The sequence below is a fragment of the Anaeromyxobacter diazotrophicus genome (assembly GCF_013340205.1).
In the GTDB taxonomy this organism is placed as follows: Bacteria; Myxococcota; Myxococcia; order Myxococcales; family Anaeromyxobacteraceae; genus Anaeromyxobacter_A; species Anaeromyxobacter_A diazotrophicus.
This window is the reverse complement of sequence record NZ_BJTG01000004.1, coordinates 156,094-171,315: the sequence shown is the minus strand read 5'-3', so window position 1 is coordinate 171,315 and position 15,222 is coordinate 156,094. Positions and strand designations below refer to the sequence as shown.

Sequence of the window (15,222 nt, the reverse complement as noted above, 5' to 3'; positions counted from 1 at the left end):
CGGAGGACCCGGCGCGCCACGGCCACCCCGTCGGGCCCTTGCCTGCTCGATTGGCGGCTCCACGGGCGCCGCGCTGCTAACTTCCTCCACGAGCCCTCTCCTTCACGGAGGTCCGGTGCCGCTCCTCCCGCTCCGCCGCCCCACCCTGCTCGCCGGCCTCGCCCTCGTGCTGGCCCTGGCGGCCGTCCCGCCGGCGTGGGCGGCCGCGCGGTCCCGCGTGAAGGCCCCGGCGGCGCGTCCGCCGACCGCGCCGGCCGGGCCGTATTGCTCGGGGGAGTACGCCGACGACCTGGCTGCCCTCTCCGCCAAGGCGCGCGAGTTCGAGCAGCAGCAGCGGCCGTACACCTACTGCATCCGGTCGACGGCGGTCTACGAGTGCCCCTCCTACGCGCCGGACGGCTCGCTCCGGCGCACCCGGCGCAAGGTGGCGGCCCACGGCACCGGGTTCGGCTACCGGCAGCAGGCGGGCGAGACGCTGCTCGTCACCAACGACCACGTCGCCGAGTGGCCGGCGGTGACCTCCGAGGAGCACCCGGTCGAGGACGTCCCGTCCGGCTGCAAGCGCGTCTCGGACGCGCTCCGCATCGTGGAGAACGAGTCCGACGCCTACGAGCGCGACGACGTGCCGCTCGCGCGCGTGGTGGCGGACCCGGCCCTCGACGTGGCGGTGCTCAAGGCGAAGGGCGCGCTCCCCGTGGTGCCGTGGAAGATCGGCCACAGCGCGGCGCTGCGCGAGCGGAACGCGGTGGACGTGCGCGGCTTCCCGCTCGGCGTGCTGCGCGCCAACAACGTGGGCAAGGTGGTCTCCGCCTATGACCACGACGAGGAGAAGGACTGGGACCACGACGACTTCGTGGTCGACGCGCTGCTGTCGCCCGGCAACTCCGGCTCCCCGGTCTTCGCCATCTCCTGCCGCACCGGCGAGTTCGAGCTCGTCGGCGTCTACCACGCCGGCTACGCCAAGGGCGCCGCGCTCAACGTCGTCGTGGGCGTCGATCAGCTGCGCGACCTGCTCACCACCCTCAAGCGCGCCAAGCCCGCCGCGCGCACCGACCCGGCCGCCGCGCTCGACCCGGGCGAGCGCGCGGCGCTCCTGGCGAGCGCGCGCGGCGCGGACGAGCCCTTCTTCCCGTTCGGCGGCCTGGTGGCGGCGGTGCGCGCGCGCGGCGACGGCGCGCTCCTGTTCGAGCTGATGGCCAAGGACTTCCCCGTCCAGGGCGGGCCGGCGCTGGTGCTGGAGGACCTCCCCGCCGCCGGTAGCTTCGGCCAGCTGGGGCGCGTCTGGGCGGGCAACCGCCAGGGGCTCCGGCTGGTGGACCACGCCGCGCTCGACGGCGAGGGCCAGGCGCTCGCGGCGAAGCTCCTCGACGCGCTCCGCCGCGACGCCTTGCTGGCGGCGCGCCACCGGGCGGCCGCGCGGCACGGCATGGCCTCGCGGGAGCGGTTCCACGAGGTGACGCGGCTCGAGCGGAGCCTGCGGCGGTCCGCCGGCTCGCGGCAGGACCTGGCCCAGGCCTCGGTCGACATGGCCGAACGGCTCTGCCCCGGCACGGCCGACGCCCCCGGGACCCTCGCCGACGCGCTGGCGCTCCCGCCCGCGGTCGCGCGCGGCGGCGCGCCGGCGACCGCGGCGGCCGCGCCCTGAGCAACTTCGGGGTCGCCTCCGGGTCCCCGGGCCCTTATCCTGCGCCGATGCGTTCCGAACCCGCCCGGCGCCGGCTGGGCGCCACCGACCTCCACGTCTTCCCCGTCAACCTGGGCGGAAACGTCTTCGGCTGGACCGCCGACCGCGACGCCTCCTTCGCGGTGCTCGACGCCTACCGCGCCGGCGGCGGCAACTTCGTCGACACCGCCGACGTCTACAGCGCCTGGGCGCCCGGCAACCACGGCGGCGAGTCGGAGGAGATCCTGGGGGCGTGGCTGCGCGAGCGCCGGTGCCGCGCCGAGGTGATCGTCGCGACCAAGGTCGGCTCGGGCGGGCCGGGCCTCGCCGCCGGGCTCACGGCCGACCTCATCCGCCGCGGCTGCGAGGCCTCCCTGCGCCGCCTGGGCGTCGAGTGCATCGACCTCTACTACGCGCACCGCGACGACCCGAAGACCCCGCTGGAGGAGACGCTGCGCGCCTTCGACGCGCTGGTGCGCGAGGGCAAGGTGCGCTGGCTCGGCGCCTCCAACTACGACGCCCCCCGCCTCCGGGCCGCGCTCGACGCGAGCGCCGCGAACGGCCTCGCCGCCTACGCCGTGCTCCAGCCCGAGTACAACCTGGTCGAGCGCGCCGCCTTCGAGGGCCCGCTGGCGGCGCTGTGCAAGGAGCGGGGCCTCGGGGTCTGCACCTACTACGCGCTCGCCTCGGGCTTCCTGTCCGGCAAGTACGGCGGCCCGGGCGCGCCGGCCGGGCCGCGCTCCGAGCGCGCCGCCAGGTACCTCGCCGATCCGCAGGCCATGCGGGCGCTCACCGCGCTCGGCGAGGTGGCCGCCTCGCTCCAGGTCACGCCGGCGCAGGTCGCGCTCGCCTGGCAGCTCCATCACCCCCCGGTGACCACCCCCATCGCCAGCGCCACCACCCCGGCGCAGGTGGCGGAGCTGGTCGCGGCCGCCACCCTCGTGCTCGGCCCCGACGAGCTCGAGCACCTCGAGCGCGCCAGCCGTCCCCGGCCGGCCGCCGCCCGCTGAGGAGGAACGACCATGCAGCACACCCGCCTCGGCCGGACCGGCCTCCAGGTCTCGCGCCTGTGCCTCGGCACCATGACGTTCGGCCTGCAGTGCGACGAGCGCACCTCGGTGGCGATCCTCGACGCCGCCGCGGCGGGCGGCGTCACCTTCCTCGACACGGCCGACGTCTACCCGCTCGGCGGGACCTTCGACACCGTCGGCCGCACCGAGGAGATCGTCGGGCGCTGGCTCAAGGGCCGGCGGCACGAGTTCGTGCTCGCCACGAAGTGCCACTTCCCCACCTCCGCCCGGCCGTGGGATCGGGGCAACTCGCGCAAGCACGTGCTCGACGCGCTCGACGCCTCGCTGCGCCGGCTCGGCACGCACTACGTGGACCTGTACCAGCTCCACGCGCCCGACCCCGAGACGCCCATCGACGAGACGCTGCGCGCGCTCGAGGACGCGGTCCGCGCCGGCAAGGTGCGCTACGCCGGCTGCTCCAACTTCCTCGCCTACCAGGTGGCCCGCGCCCTGGGGCGGAGCGAGGCGCTCGGCGTCGCCCGCTTCGACTCGGTGCAGCCGCGCTACAACCTGCTCTTCCGCGAGATCGAGCGCGAGCTCCTGCCGCTCTGCCTGGAGGAGGGGATCGGGGTCATCCCCTACAACCCCATCGCCGGCGGGCTCCTCAGCGGGAAGCACGCGCCGGGGCAGCCGCCGGAGGGCTCGCGCTTCACCCTCGGCACCGCCGCCCAGCGCTACCAGGACCGGTACTGGCACGAGGACATGTTCGAGGTGGTGGGGCGGCTCCGCCCGCTGGCCGCCGAGGCCGGGCTCGACCTCGTCACGATGGCCGTCCGCTGGGTGATGGCGCACCCCGCGGTGACCGCGCCCATCGTCGGCGCCAGCCGCCCGGAGCAGCTCGGCCCCGCGCTCGCCGCCGCCGAGGCGCCGCTCCCGGCCGACCTGAAGGCGCGGCTCGACGAGCTGACGGCGGCCTACCGCCGCGGCGACACCGGCCGCTGACGGCGGCGGGTGAAGCGGTCGAGCGCCAGGTAGACCACCGGCGTCGTGAAGAGCGTGAGGGCCTGCGAGAAGACGAGGCCGCCCACGATGGTGATGCCGAGCGGCCGGCGCAGCTCGGCGCCCGCCCCGCCCCCGAACGCGAGCGGCAGCGCGCCGAGGAGCGCCGCCAGCGTGGTCATCATGATGGGGCGGAAGCGCAGCATGCAGGCGCGGTAGATGGCGTCGCGCGTGCTGAGCCCCTCGTCGCGCTCCGCCTCGATGGCGAAGTCGATCATCATGATGGCGTTCTTCTTCACGATGCCGATGAGCAGGATGACGCCGATGAGCGCGATGATGCTGAACTCGGTCCTCATGACGATCAGCGCCACCAGCGCGCCCACGCCGGCCGAGGGCAGCGTGGAGAGGATCGTCACCGGGTGCACGTAGCTCTCGTAGAGCACGCCCAGCACGATGTAGACGGCGATGAGCGCGGCCAGCACGAGCCACGGCTCGCTCCGGAGCGACTCGACGAAGGCCTGCGCCGTCCCCTGCGGCGCCGCGCGGATGCTGGCCGGCAGCCCGATCTGCTGCTCGGCGCGGTGCACCGCCGTGAGCGCCTGCCCGAGCGCCACCCCCGGCGCCAGGTTGAACGAGAGCGTCACGGCCGGGAACTGGCCCTGGTGGTTCACCGAGAGCGAGGTGGGGCCGGGCGTCCAGCGAGCGATGCTCGAGAGCGGCACCTGCCCGCCCCCGGGGGTGGGGACGTAGATGCTCGAGAGCGCGTCGGGGTGCTGCGCCAGCTCCGGCTTCATCTCCAGCACCACCCGGTACTGGTTCAGCTGGGTGAAGGTGGTCGCGACCTGCCGCTGCCCGAAGGCGTCGTAGAGCGCGTCGTCCACCGCCTGCGGGGTGATGCCGAGCCGGGCCGCCGTGTCGCGGTCGACGTCCACCCGCAGCTCGAGCGCGCTCGTCTGCTGGTCGCTCGCCACGTCGCGCAGCTCCGGGAGCGTCTTCAGCTTCTCCACCATCCGGGGTGCCCAGGCGTTGAGCTCCGCCAGGTTCGCGTCCTGCAGCGTGTACTGGTATTGCGTCCGGGCCACGCGGCCGCCCACCCGGACGTCCTGCACCGACTGGAGGAAGAGCTGGATGCCCGGCACCTGGGCCAGCTTGGGTCGGAGCTCGCCGATGACCTGGTCGGCGGTCTGCCGGCGCGGCGGCTTCGGCTTGAGCTGGATGAAGGCGTTGCCGTTGTTGATGGTACCGCCGCCGATGAACGACACCATGTGGTCCACGGCCGGGTGGGCCATCACCACCTGGTTCACCAGCTCCTGCCGGGCGCGCATGGCGGGGAAGGAGATGTCCTGCGGGGCGTCGGAGATGCCGGCCACCTGCCCGGTGTCCTGCTGGGGGAAGAGCCCCTTCGGCACCACCACGTACAGCCACACGCTCACCGCCGCGGCGGCGACCGTCACCGCCAGCATGAGCCCGTGGTGGTCGAGCACCCAGCGCAGCCCGCGCTCGTAGCCGTGGAGCATGCCGTCGAAGAACCGCTCCGAGGCGCGGTAGAGCGCGCCGCGCCGCTGCGTCGAGCGCGGCGCGAGGAGCCGCGAGGCCATCATGGGCGTGAGGGTGAGCGAGATGACGGCCGAGACGGCGATGGCGATGCTGAGGGTCACCGCGAACTCGCGGAAGAGCCGGCCCACCACCCCGCCCATGAGCAGGATGGGGATGAAGACCGCCAGCAGCGAGGCGGTGATGGAGACGATGGTGAAGCCGATCTGCTTCGCGCCCTTGAGCGCGGCCTGCATGGGCGGCTCGCCCGCCTCCACGAAGCGGGTCACGTTCTCCGTCACCACGATGGCGTCGTCGACCACGAATCCGGTGGAGATGGTGAGCGCCATGAGCGACAGGTTGTCGAGGCTGTAGCCGAGCAGGTACATGCCGCCGAAGGTGGCGACGATCGCGAGCGGCACGGCCACGCTGGGGATGACCGTGGCCCGCGCGCTGCGCAGGAACAGGAACACCACCAGCACCACCAGCCCCACGCTGAGGAACAGGGTGAGCTGGACGTCGCGCACCGAGGCGCGGATGGTGGTGCTGCGGTCGAGCGCCAGCTCCACCTTGATGGCCGGCGAGATGGCGCTGGTGAGCTGCGGGAGCAGCGCCTTCACCCGCTCGATCACCTCGATGATGTTCGCCCCCGGCTGGCGCCGGACGATCATGACCACCGCCCGGCGGCCGTCCACCCAGCCGGCGACCCGGGTGTTCTCCACGCTGTCGACGACCCGCGCCACGTCGCGCAGCCGCACCGGGCTGCCGTTCGCGTAGCCCACGATGAGCGGCTGCCAGGCGGCGGCGTTGAGGAGCTGGTCGTCGGCGGCCACCGCGTGCGCCTGCTCGGGCCCGTCGAGCGACCCCTTGGGCGCGTTCGCGGTGGCGGCGCCGATGGTGGTCCTCAGGCTCCCGGTGGAGAGGCCCGCCCCGGCCAGCGCCGCCGGGTCCACCTGGATGCGGACCGCGGGCTGCTGGCCGCCGCCGACGAAGACCTGCCCCACCCCCTCCACCTGCGAGATCTTCTGGGCCAGGACGGTGTTGGCGGTGTCGAACACCCGCGAGAGCGGGAGGGTCTCCGAGCTGACGGCCAGGATCATGATGGGCGCGTCGGCCGGGTTCACCTTGCGGAAGTTGGGGCGGACGGGCAGCCCGGCGGGCAGATCGCCGAGCGAGGCGTTGATGGCGGCCTGCACGTCGCGGGCGGCGGCGTCCACGTCGCGGTCGAGGTCGAACTGGAGCGTGAGGCTGGTCGAGCCGAGCGAGGAGACCGAGGTGATCTCGGAGAGCCCGGCGATGCGGCCGAAGCGTCGCTCGAGCGGCGTCGCCACCGAGGAGGCCATGGTCTCCGGGCTCGCGCCGGGCAGGCCGGCCGAGACGTTCACGGTGGGGAAGTCCACCCGCGGCAGGGGCGAGACCGGGAGCTGGGTGTAGGCCGCGGCCCCGGCGAGGAGCAGCGCCGCCGCCAGGAGCGTCGTCGCGACCGGCCGCCGGATGAAGGGCTCCGAGATGCTCACCGCTGCCCCCTCACTCCGCCCCGCCGGCCACCGCCGTCGGCTGCGCCTCGGGCTCGCGGCCGCGCTTCACCAGCCGCCCCAGCCGCGCCATGTACAGGTAGACCACCGGGGTCGTGTAGAGCGTGAGGAGCTGCGAGATGACGAGCCCGCCCACGATGCCGATGCCGAGCGGGCGGCGCAGCTCCGAGCCGGTGCCGGTGCCGAGCGCGAGCGGCAGCCCGCCGAGGAGCGCCGCCATGGTGGTCATCATGATGGGCCGGAAGCGCAGCAGGCAGGCCTGGTAGATGGCCTCGCGGGTGGGGAGCTTCTGCTCGCGCTCGGCCTCGAGCGCGAAGTCGATCATCATGATGGCGTTCTTCTTCACGATGCCGATGAGCAGCACGATCCCGATGAGCGCGATGATGTCGAACTCGCTCCGGCACAGGATGAGCGCGAGGAGCGCCCCCACCCCGGCCGAGGGCAGCGTGGACAGGATCGTCACCGGGTGGATGTAGCTCTCGTAGAGCACGCCCAGCACGATGTAGACGGTGAGGAGCGCCGCCAGGATGAGCAGCGGCTCGCTCGCCAGCGACTCGCGGAAGGCCTGCGCCGTGCCGGTGAACCCGGCCCGCACGCCGGGCGGGAGCCCGATCTCGGCGTCGGCCGCGGCGATGGCGTCCACCGCGCTCCCCAGCGCCGCGCCGGGCGCGAGGTCGAAGGAGAGCGTCACGGCGGGGAACTGGCCCTGGTGGCTGATGGCGAGCGGGGCGGTGGTCCGCTCCATGTGGGTGAAGCTGGAGAGCGGCACCGGGTCGCCGGCGGCCGACTTCACGTAGATGCGGTCGAGCGCGCGCGGGTCCTGCTGGAACTCGGGCTTCACCTCCAGGATCACGCGGTACTGGTTGAGCTGGGTGAAGATGGTCGAGACCTGCCGCTGCCCGAAGGCGTCGTACAGCGCGTCGTCGATGGCCTGCGCCTGGATGCCGAGGCGGCCGGCGGTGTCGCGGTCGATGGTGAGCTTCACCTGGAGCCCACCCGACTGCTGGTCGCTCGCCACCTCGCGGAGCTGCGGGAGCTGGCGCAGCCGCTCCAGGACCCGCGGCGCCCAGGTGGCGAGCTCCTCGGGGTCGGCGTCCTCCAGCGTGTACTGGTACTGGGTGCGCGAGACGCGCGTCTCGATCTGGAGGTCCTGCACCGGCTGGAGGAAGGCGCGGATGCCCTCCACCTGCGCCAGGCGCGGCTGGAGCCGGGCGATGACCTCGGCGGCGCTGGCGCTCCGCTCCGAGCGCGGCTTGAGCGCGATGGAGAGCCGCCCGCTGTTCACGGTCGGGTTCGTGCCGTCCGGCCCGATGAAGGAGGCCACCGTCGCGACGTCGGGGTCCTCCCGGACCGCCTCGGCCAGCGCCTGCTGCCGCGACGCCATGCGCTGGAACGAGACGTCGGGGGCGGCCTCGGTGACGCCGACGAGCAGCCCGGTGTCCTGCAGCGGGAAGAAGCCCTTGGGGATGACGAGCGCCAGCGCCAGCGTGAGGAGGAGCGTGCCGATCGTCACCGCCAGCGTGAGCGGCTGGTGGTCGAGGACCCAGCGCAGGGTGCGGTCGTAGAACGCGAGCAGCCGGTCGAAGAAGCGCTCGAAGGCGCGCGCCAGCCGCCCCGGCTCCTCGTGCGCGCGCAGGAGGTGGGCGCACATCATGGCGGTGAGCGTGAGCGAGAGCACCGCCGAGACCCCGATGGCGATGCTGAGGGTGACCGCGAACTCGCGGAAGAGCCGCCCGATGATCCCGCCCATGAACAGGAGCGGGATGAGCACCGCCACGAGGGAGACGGTGAGCGACACGATGGTGAAGCCGATCTGCTTCGCGCCCTTGAGCGCCGCCTCGAAGGGCGGGTCGCCCTGCTCCACGTAGCGCGAGATGTTCTCGATCATGACGATGGCGTCGTCGACCACGAAGCCGGTCGAGATGGTGAGCGCCATGAGCGAGAGGTTGTTCAGGCTGTAGCCGCACAGGTACATGATCCCGAAGGTGCCGATGAGCGAGAGCGGCACCGCCACGCCCGGGATGAAGGTGGCGCGCAGCGAGCGCAGGAAGACGTAGATGACCGCCACCACCAGCAGCACCGACAGGACGAGCGTGAACTGCACGTCGTCCACCGAGGCGCGCACCGTCTCGGTGCGGTCGGAGAGGATGGTGACCTGCAGCCCCTGCGGCAGCGCCGACGAGAGCCGCGGGAGGAGCGCCTTCACCCGCTCGGCCACGTCGATGACGTTGGCGCCGGGCTGCCGCTGCACGTTGAGGATGATGGCGCGCTTCTCGCCGGCCCAGCCCGCCAGCTGGTCGTTCTCGACCCCGTCCACCGCGTCGGCCACCGCGTCGAGGCGCACCGGCGCGCCGTTCTTGTAGGCGAGCACGAGCGCGCCGAAGCTCTTCGCCTGGTACAGCTGGTCGTTGGTGGCGAGCGTGTAGTCCTGGCGCGGGCCGTCGAGGTTGCCCTTGGCCTGGTTCACGTTCGCGGCCGCCAGCGCCAGCCGGACGTCGGCCAGGGTGAGGCCGTTGGCCGCCAGCGCCGCCGGATCGACCTGCACCCGGACGGCGGGCTTCTGGGCGCCGTTGAGGGTGACGAGCCCGACCCCCGCCACCTGCGAGATCTTCTGGGCCAGGATCGAGTCGGCCTGGTCGTTCACCTGCGGCAGCGGGAGCGAGTCCGAGCTGACGGCGAGCGTCAGGATGGGCGTGTCGGCCGGGTTGGACTTCGAGTAGGTGGGCGGGCTCGGCAGGCCGCGCGGGAGCAGCGTGGTGGCGGCGTTGATGGCCGCCTGCACGTCCTGCTCGGCGGCGTCGATGCTGCGATCGAGCTGGAACTGGAGCGTGATCTGGGAGGTGCCGAAGCTCGACACCGAGGTCATCTGCGAGAGCGCCGGCATCTGCCCGAACTGGCGCTCGAGCGGCGTGGTGACGGCCGAGGCCATGGTCTCGGCGCTCGCGCCGGGGAGCGCGGTCGAGACCACGATGGTCGGGTAGTCCACCTGCGGCAGCGCCGCCACCGGGAGCTGGCGGTACCCCGCGAGCCCGGCCAGGAGGAGCCCGAAGGTCAGGAGCGCGGTCGCGACCGGCCGCCGGATGAAGGGCTCCGAGACGCTCATCGGCTCGACGCCCCCGCCGCGCGCCCGCCCCCGTCGCCGCCCGCCGGGCCCTGCCCGCCCGCGGCCGAGCCCGACCCCGGGCCGGGGCCCGCGGCCGCGGCCGGCGCGCCGGCGCCGCCCGGTTTGCCCGGCTCGCGCGGCGCCACCTTGGCGCCGGGCCTGAGCTGGTTCTGCCCCTCCGTCACCACCCGCTCCCCCTCCGCCACCCCCTTCGCCAGCACCGCCAGGTCGCCCACGGTGGCCTCGACCTCCACCGGGCGCGGCGAGACGGTGCTGTCCGCCCCGACGACGTAGACGAAGGTCCCGTTCGGCCCGCGCTGCACCGCCGAGGCGGGCAGGACGAGCGCGCCCTCGCGCGTGCCGAGCCGGAGCCGCGCGTTCACGAACTGGTTCGGCCAGAGCGCGCGCTTCGGGTTCGGGGCCACCGCCTTGAGCCGCACGGTGGAGGTCGCCTGGTTGATCTGGTTGTCGATGACGAGGAGCTGTCCCGAGCCGAGCAGCGTCGTGCCGTCCCGCGCGTAGAGGTCCACCGCCAGGCGGCCGCGCGCCTGCGCGGAGGCGATGGCGGTGAGCTGGTCCTGCGGCAGCGTGAAGAGGACGGCGATGGGGTCGAGCTGGGTCACCACCACCAGGCCGTTCGGATCCGAGGCGTGCACGACGTTGCCCGGGTCGACCACCCGGATCCCGGTGACGCCGTCGATGGGGGCGGTGATGCGCGCGTAGTCGAGGTTGAGGCGGGCGGTGGCGATGTTCGCGTCGTCGATGTGCACCGCGCCCTCGAGCTGCCCCACCACCGCGATCTGCTGGTCCGCCTGCTGCTGCGGGACGAGCTTCTCCGCCGCCAGCGAGCGGTACCGCTCGAGGTCGAGCTTCGCGCTCCTGAGCTGCGCCTGGTCGCGGGCGAGCGCCCCCTCCGCCTGCCGGAGCTGCGCCTGGAACGGCCGCGGGTCGATCTGGGCCAGCACGTCGCCCTTGCGGACCGCCTGCCCCTCCCGGAAGAGCACCTGGTCGAGTCGCCCGTCCACCTGCGGCTTCACGGTGACGGTCTGGTAGGCGACCACGTTGCCGAGGCCCTCGAGCCAGATCGGCACGTCGCGGCGGGCCGCCACGGCGACCGCCACCGGCACCGGCCGCTGGGCCTGGGCGCCGGCCGCGGCCGCCCCACCCTTGGGCTGGTCCGCGCCGCGCCCGCGCAGGAGCCACACCGCCCCCGCGGCGAGGAGCGCCACGGCGACGACGGCGAGCGCCCAGCGCCCGCGACGGTTCACGGTCTCAGCCACGCGACACCTCGCGCCCCAGCGCGCGCAGGAGCTGCGCGCGCGAGGTGGACAGGTTGTACTCGGCCTGGACGAGCTGCGCGGCGGCGCTGGTGGCCGCGAGCTGCGCGTCGCCGAGATCGATGAGGCTCCCCACGCCCATCTGGTAGCGCCGCTCCGCCTGGCGCAGGCGCTCCCGCGCGTTCACCAGCGCCTCGCCGGCGGCGCCGAGCGAGCTCTTCGCCGCGCGCACCGCCAGGCGCGCCTGGTCCAGGTCGACCCGGAGCTGGAGGCGCAGCACCTCGGCCTGGGCACGCGCGGCCGAGGTGTTGGCGCGCGCCTCCTCGACCTGGGCGCGGGTGAGCCCGCCCTGGAACAGGTTCCAGGTCAGGGTGGCGGTCGCGTTCCAGTTCCACACCGTGGAGCCGAGCGAGGGCCCCGCGTCGGTGAAGCCGGTGGAGACGCCCAGCGCCGGCCCGTAGCCGCCCTGCAGCGCGGTCGCCGTCAGCTCCTGCGCCCGCGCCTGCTCCTCCAGCGCGAGGAGGTCGGGCCGGTTCCGCTCCGCCTCGGGGAGGAGCGCGTCGACCGCGGCGTCCTCGCCGTCCACCGGCGGCAGGGTGTCGCTCCCGACCTCGTACTCGGTGGAGCCGGCGACGCCCATCGCCTGGTTGAGCTGCGCCCGCGCGGTGGCGTAGGCGTTCTCGGCGTTGATGAGCTGCACCTGGGCGTTGGCGCGGTCGGTGCGCGCCTGCAGGAGGTCGATCTCGGGCCGCGTCCCGGCCCGCACGAACCCCTCCACCTGCTTGAGGTGCGCCCCCTGGTTCGCGAGCGTCTCGCGGGCGACGCGCACCAGGTCGCGCTGGGCCCGCGCGTTGAAGTAGGCGGCCCGCACCGTGAGCAGCACCTGGCTCTCGGTCGCGTACTCGCTCTCGCGCTGGGCGCCGGCGGAGGCCTGGGCCGCGCGCCAGCGGCCGCTCGACTGGCCGAAGTCCCACACCAGCTGCGAGGCGGTGAGCCCGAAGTTGAAGTAGTCGCTGGTGGCCCAGCTCGGGCTCGGGACGGTCCTGGCCACCGTGCTCGGCAGCGCGCCGGGGCGGGCCACGTAGTTGCCGGTCGAGCGCTCGTAGGCGGCGGTCCCCTGCACCTGCGGCAGGAGTGGCGCGCGCGCCTCGTCCGCCCGCGCCGAGGCCGCGCTCGAGAGGGAGCGGGCCTGGAGGAGCTGCGGCTGGTGCGCGTGCGCGCTCCGCTCGGCGTCGGCGAGGGTCAGGGTGGGGAGGGCCGGCGGCTGCGGCTGGGGCTGCGGCCCTGCCTGCGCCGACGCGAGCAGCAGCACCAGGGTCATCGCGTTCACGCCCGCCTCCCGCGCACCTGCGCCTCGTACCGGTCGAGGTTCTCGAGGATGCGCTTCAGCCCCCGCCGCACGGTCGCCTGCTCGGCGGGGCTCATCCCGTCCACCACGGCGTTGCGGACCCCCTCCGCCACCGCCGCCACCTCGCCCGCCAGCCGCTCGCCCGCCGGGGTGAGGAAGACGCACGACCGCCGCCGGTCCTCGGGATCGGGCTCGCTGCGCACCAGGCCGCGCTCGAGCAGCGCCGCGAGCGTGCGGCTCACCGTCGGCGCGTCCGCGCGGACGCGCTCGGCGAGCGCCGCCTGCGAGAGCCCGGGGTGCTCGCGGAGGGCGACCAGCATCCAGAACTGCTGCGGCGCCAGCCCGAACTGCGCCACCTGGGCGAGCACCACCTGCTTGATGCGGCTGCGCGCCGCGGCGATGAGGAGACCGAGATATTCTTGCATACGCAATTGTTGCGGCTCGCAAATACGCGCCTGGCCAGCCGGAGTCAAGGGCCGCCTGGGGTGGGGACCGCGACCGCGACCGCGACCCCGACCTGCGGACGGCACCGCCCGCCAGCGGGCGGCGGGGTGGCCCTCCGAAGGAGCGGAGGCCGACCTGCGTGAGACTCCCGCCCGCCGTACTGCCGCCAGCAACGCCGGTGCCGCGCCGGCGCGCGGACCTCGTGCGCCGTGCCGGCGCGGCACGATGCGTTGCCCGGCCTCCGCGCGTTTCTGGGCCGGCCGCCGTACGAACCCGGTAGGTCGTCCGGAGCGACGCCGGCGGGCCACCCCGCCGCCCGCTCGGAACCGCTGCCAGCGTTTCGCGCGAGGCGGGGCGGTCACTGAGCGACGCCTCCCGCTGCGCATTCCACCGGCGGAGAGGGCCAAAAAAAGGGGGGGGGCCTCACGGTGGGTGCACCCGCCGCTGCCCAGCGCTGCTACAGCCGCGCGAGGATCTCGGCCGCCATGCGGGAGAGCGGCGCCTCGGCGGTGGCGAGCCCCGCCTCCCACACCGCGCGCGGCATGCCGTAGACGACGCAGCTCGCCTCGGTCTCGGTGAGCACGTCGGCCCCCGCCGCCCGCAGCAGCCGCGCGCCCTCCAGCCCGTCCTGGCCCATCCCGGTCAGGACGGCCGCCAGCGTGGCGGCGCCGGTCGCCCGGGCCGCGCTCGCGAAGAGCTGGTCCACCGCCGGCCGGTGCAGCGCGTCGGCCGGGGCGGGATCGAGCACGGCCGTCAGCTCGCCGCGCGCGCCGGCGCGCACCTTGAGGTGCACCCCCGCCTTCGCCACGACCACCAGCCCCGGCACGAGCGCCAGCCCCGGCTCGGCCTCGCGGACCCGCAGCGCGCACTCGCGGTCGAGCCGCTCCGCGAACGGCCCGGTGTAGCCGGGCGGGAGGTGCACCACCACCGCCACCGGCGCCGGGAAGTCGCCGGGCAGCGCCTTCAAGAGCCGGGTCACCGCCTGCGGGCCGCCGGTGGACGCCCCCAGCACCACCAGCCGCCGGCGCGGCGCGGTCGGCGGCGCGGCCAGCGGCGCCTCGAACACCTCCCAGGGCTCCGGGCTGCGCGCGCTGGCCGCCGCCCGCACCGCGCGCACGAGCTCGCCCGCCATCCCGAGCAGCCGCCCGGTGGCGAGCGCGGTCGGCTTGCGCACCAGCTCGACCGCGCCCGCCTCGAGCGCCGCCAGCCCGCGCTCGCTGTCGCTCTCGACCGTGCTCACCACCACCACCCGCGGCTTCGGCCGCCCGGCCAGCGACCCCAGCACGCCCAGGCCGTCCAGGCCCGGCATGCTCAGGTCCAGGGTGACGACGTCGGGCGCCAGCTCGGCGATCTTCTCCAGCGCCTCGAGCCCGTCGCGGGCCGAGCCCACCACCTGCAGGTCCGGCTCGGCCGCGAGCGTCTCCCGCACCACCTTGCGCGCGAAGGCGGAGTCGTCCACCACCAGCACCTTGACGCGCGCGCCGCTCATCGCGCCGCCCGGTACAGGAAGACCCCGCCCCGCTCCTCGCAGGCGAGCGCGCTGCCGAACCGGAGGAGCGACTCGGAGGCGCCGACCACCAGCGCCCCGCCGGGCGCCAGCGCCTCGCCCAGGCTGCGCACGAGGCGCCGCACCGTCTCGTCCGCGAAGTAGATGATGACGTTCCGGCAGAGCAGGAGCTCGACCGGCCCCATGGCGCGCACCGCCGCCGCGTCCATCAGGTTGAGGCGCCGCCAGCGCACCGCCTCCACCAGCTCGCGCCGGGCCACCGCCCCCTGCCCCTGCGGCTCGAGCCACCGGCCCAGCACGCCCGCCGGCAGCGCGCGCAGGGCGCGCTGGCCGAAAACGCCCGCCCGCGCCCGCTCCAGCGCGCGGAGGCTGACGTCGGTCGCCTCCAGCTCGACCTGCCCGAGCCACCCGCGCTCGTCGAGCAGCATCGCCAGCGTGAGAGGCTCCTCGCCCTGCGCCGCCGCCGCGCACCACACCCGCGGCCGGCGGCCGGCCCGGATCGCCGGGGCGAGGACCTCCTCCACCGCCACCCGCAGGGGCTGGACCTCGCGGAAGAAGTAGCTCTCGTGGACGCAGAGCGCCTCCACCAGCCGGTCCAGCTCGGCGTCGCCCGCCGGGTCGTAGCGGAGGAAGTAGTAGTAGTCGAGGAGCGAGCCGAAGCCGCGGTCGAGCGCGCGCGGGACCACCTTCTCCGCCAGCAGCGCGCGGTCGTCGAGGCCGTAGTGCAGCCCGGCGCGGTCCTCGACGAGGCCGGCCAGGAGGCTCAGCACCTGGGGATGGACCGTGAGCGCGGGCATCACCGG

The 15,222-nt window shown here is 74.6% G+C and carries 10 protein-coding genes; 3 read left to right on the top strand and 7 right to left on the bottom strand.

What is annotated here, in order from left to right; genetic code table 11:
- Positions 1–115 precede the first annotated feature (115 nt).
- From HWY08_RS09300 to HWY08_RS09290, 3 genes are read left to right on the top strand one after another with little or no spacing between them, the layout of a single operon-like run.
- Positions 116–1,645, top strand: coding sequence for a S1 family peptidase (locus tag HWY08_RS09300; protein ID WP_176064600.1), 1,530 nt, complete (start codon positions 116–118; stop codon positions 1,643–1,645).
- 47 nt (positions 1,646–1,692) lie between these two features.
- Positions 1,693–2,673, top strand: a complete 981-nt coding sequence (locus HWY08_RS09295; RefSeq protein ID WP_176064599.1) for an aldo/keto reductase — start codon at positions 1,693–1,695, stop codon at positions 2,671–2,673.
- A 12-nt stretch (positions 2,674–2,685) separates the two neighbouring features.
- A complete protein-coding gene (locus HWY08_RS09290; protein WP_176064598.1) occupies positions 2,686–3,675 on the top strand; it encodes an aldo/keto reductase in 990 nt (329 codons plus the stop codon).
- On the opposite strand, the gene HWY08_RS09285 is transcribed toward HWY08_RS09290, so the two are convergent.
- The 7 genes from HWY08_RS09285 to HWY08_RS09255 all read right to left on the bottom strand — a co-directional run bounded on the left by HWY08_RS09285 (position 3,648) and on the right by HWY08_RS09255 (position 15,216).
- On the bottom strand, positions 3,648–6,722 hold the full coding sequence (locus tag HWY08_RS09285) for a multidrug efflux RND transporter permease subunit (RefSeq protein WP_176064597.1): 3,075 nt from the start codon (positions 6,720–6,722) through the stop codon (positions 3,648–3,650). The genes HWY08_RS09290 and HWY08_RS09285 overlap by 28 nt on opposite strands.
- A 10-nt stretch (positions 6,723–6,732) precedes the next feature.
- Entirely contained in the window at positions 6,733–9,843 is a 3,111-nt protein-coding gene (locus HWY08_RS09280) for a multidrug efflux RND transporter permease subunit (RefSeq protein WP_176064596.1), read from the bottom strand.
- Complete coding sequence (locus tag HWY08_RS09275; protein ID WP_235969543.1) at positions 9,840–11,123, bottom strand: efflux RND transporter periplasmic adaptor subunit; 1,284 nt, start codon at positions 11,121–11,123, stop codon at positions 9,840–9,842. The genes HWY08_RS09280 and HWY08_RS09275 overlap by 4 nt, the downstream gene beginning before the upstream one ends.
- Positions 11,116–12,441, bottom strand: coding sequence for a TolC family protein (locus tag HWY08_RS09270; protein ID WP_176065029.1), 1,326 nt, complete (start codon positions 12,439–12,441; stop codon positions 11,116–11,118). Before HWY08_RS09270 ends, HWY08_RS09275 begins: the two co-directional genes overlap by 8 nt.
- Positions 12,442–12,446: 5 nt before the next feature.
- Entirely contained in the window at positions 12,447–12,893 is a 447-nt protein-coding gene (locus tag HWY08_RS09265) for a MarR family winged helix-turn-helix transcriptional regulator (RefSeq protein WP_176064595.1), read from the bottom strand.
- A 476-nt stretch (positions 12,894–13,369) separates the two neighbouring features.
- Positions 13,370–14,401, bottom strand: a complete 1,032-nt coding sequence (cheB, locus tag HWY08_RS09260; RefSeq protein WP_176064594.1) for a chemotaxis-specific protein-glutamate methyltransferase CheB — start codon at positions 14,399–14,401, stop codon at positions 13,370–13,372.
- Complete coding sequence (locus HWY08_RS09255; protein WP_176064593.1) at positions 14,398–15,216, bottom strand: CheR family methyltransferase; 819 nt, start codon at positions 15,214–15,216, stop codon at positions 14,398–14,400. The genes cheB and HWY08_RS09255 overlap by 4 nt, the downstream gene beginning before the upstream one ends.
- Positions 15,217–15,222 lie beyond the last annotated feature (6 nt).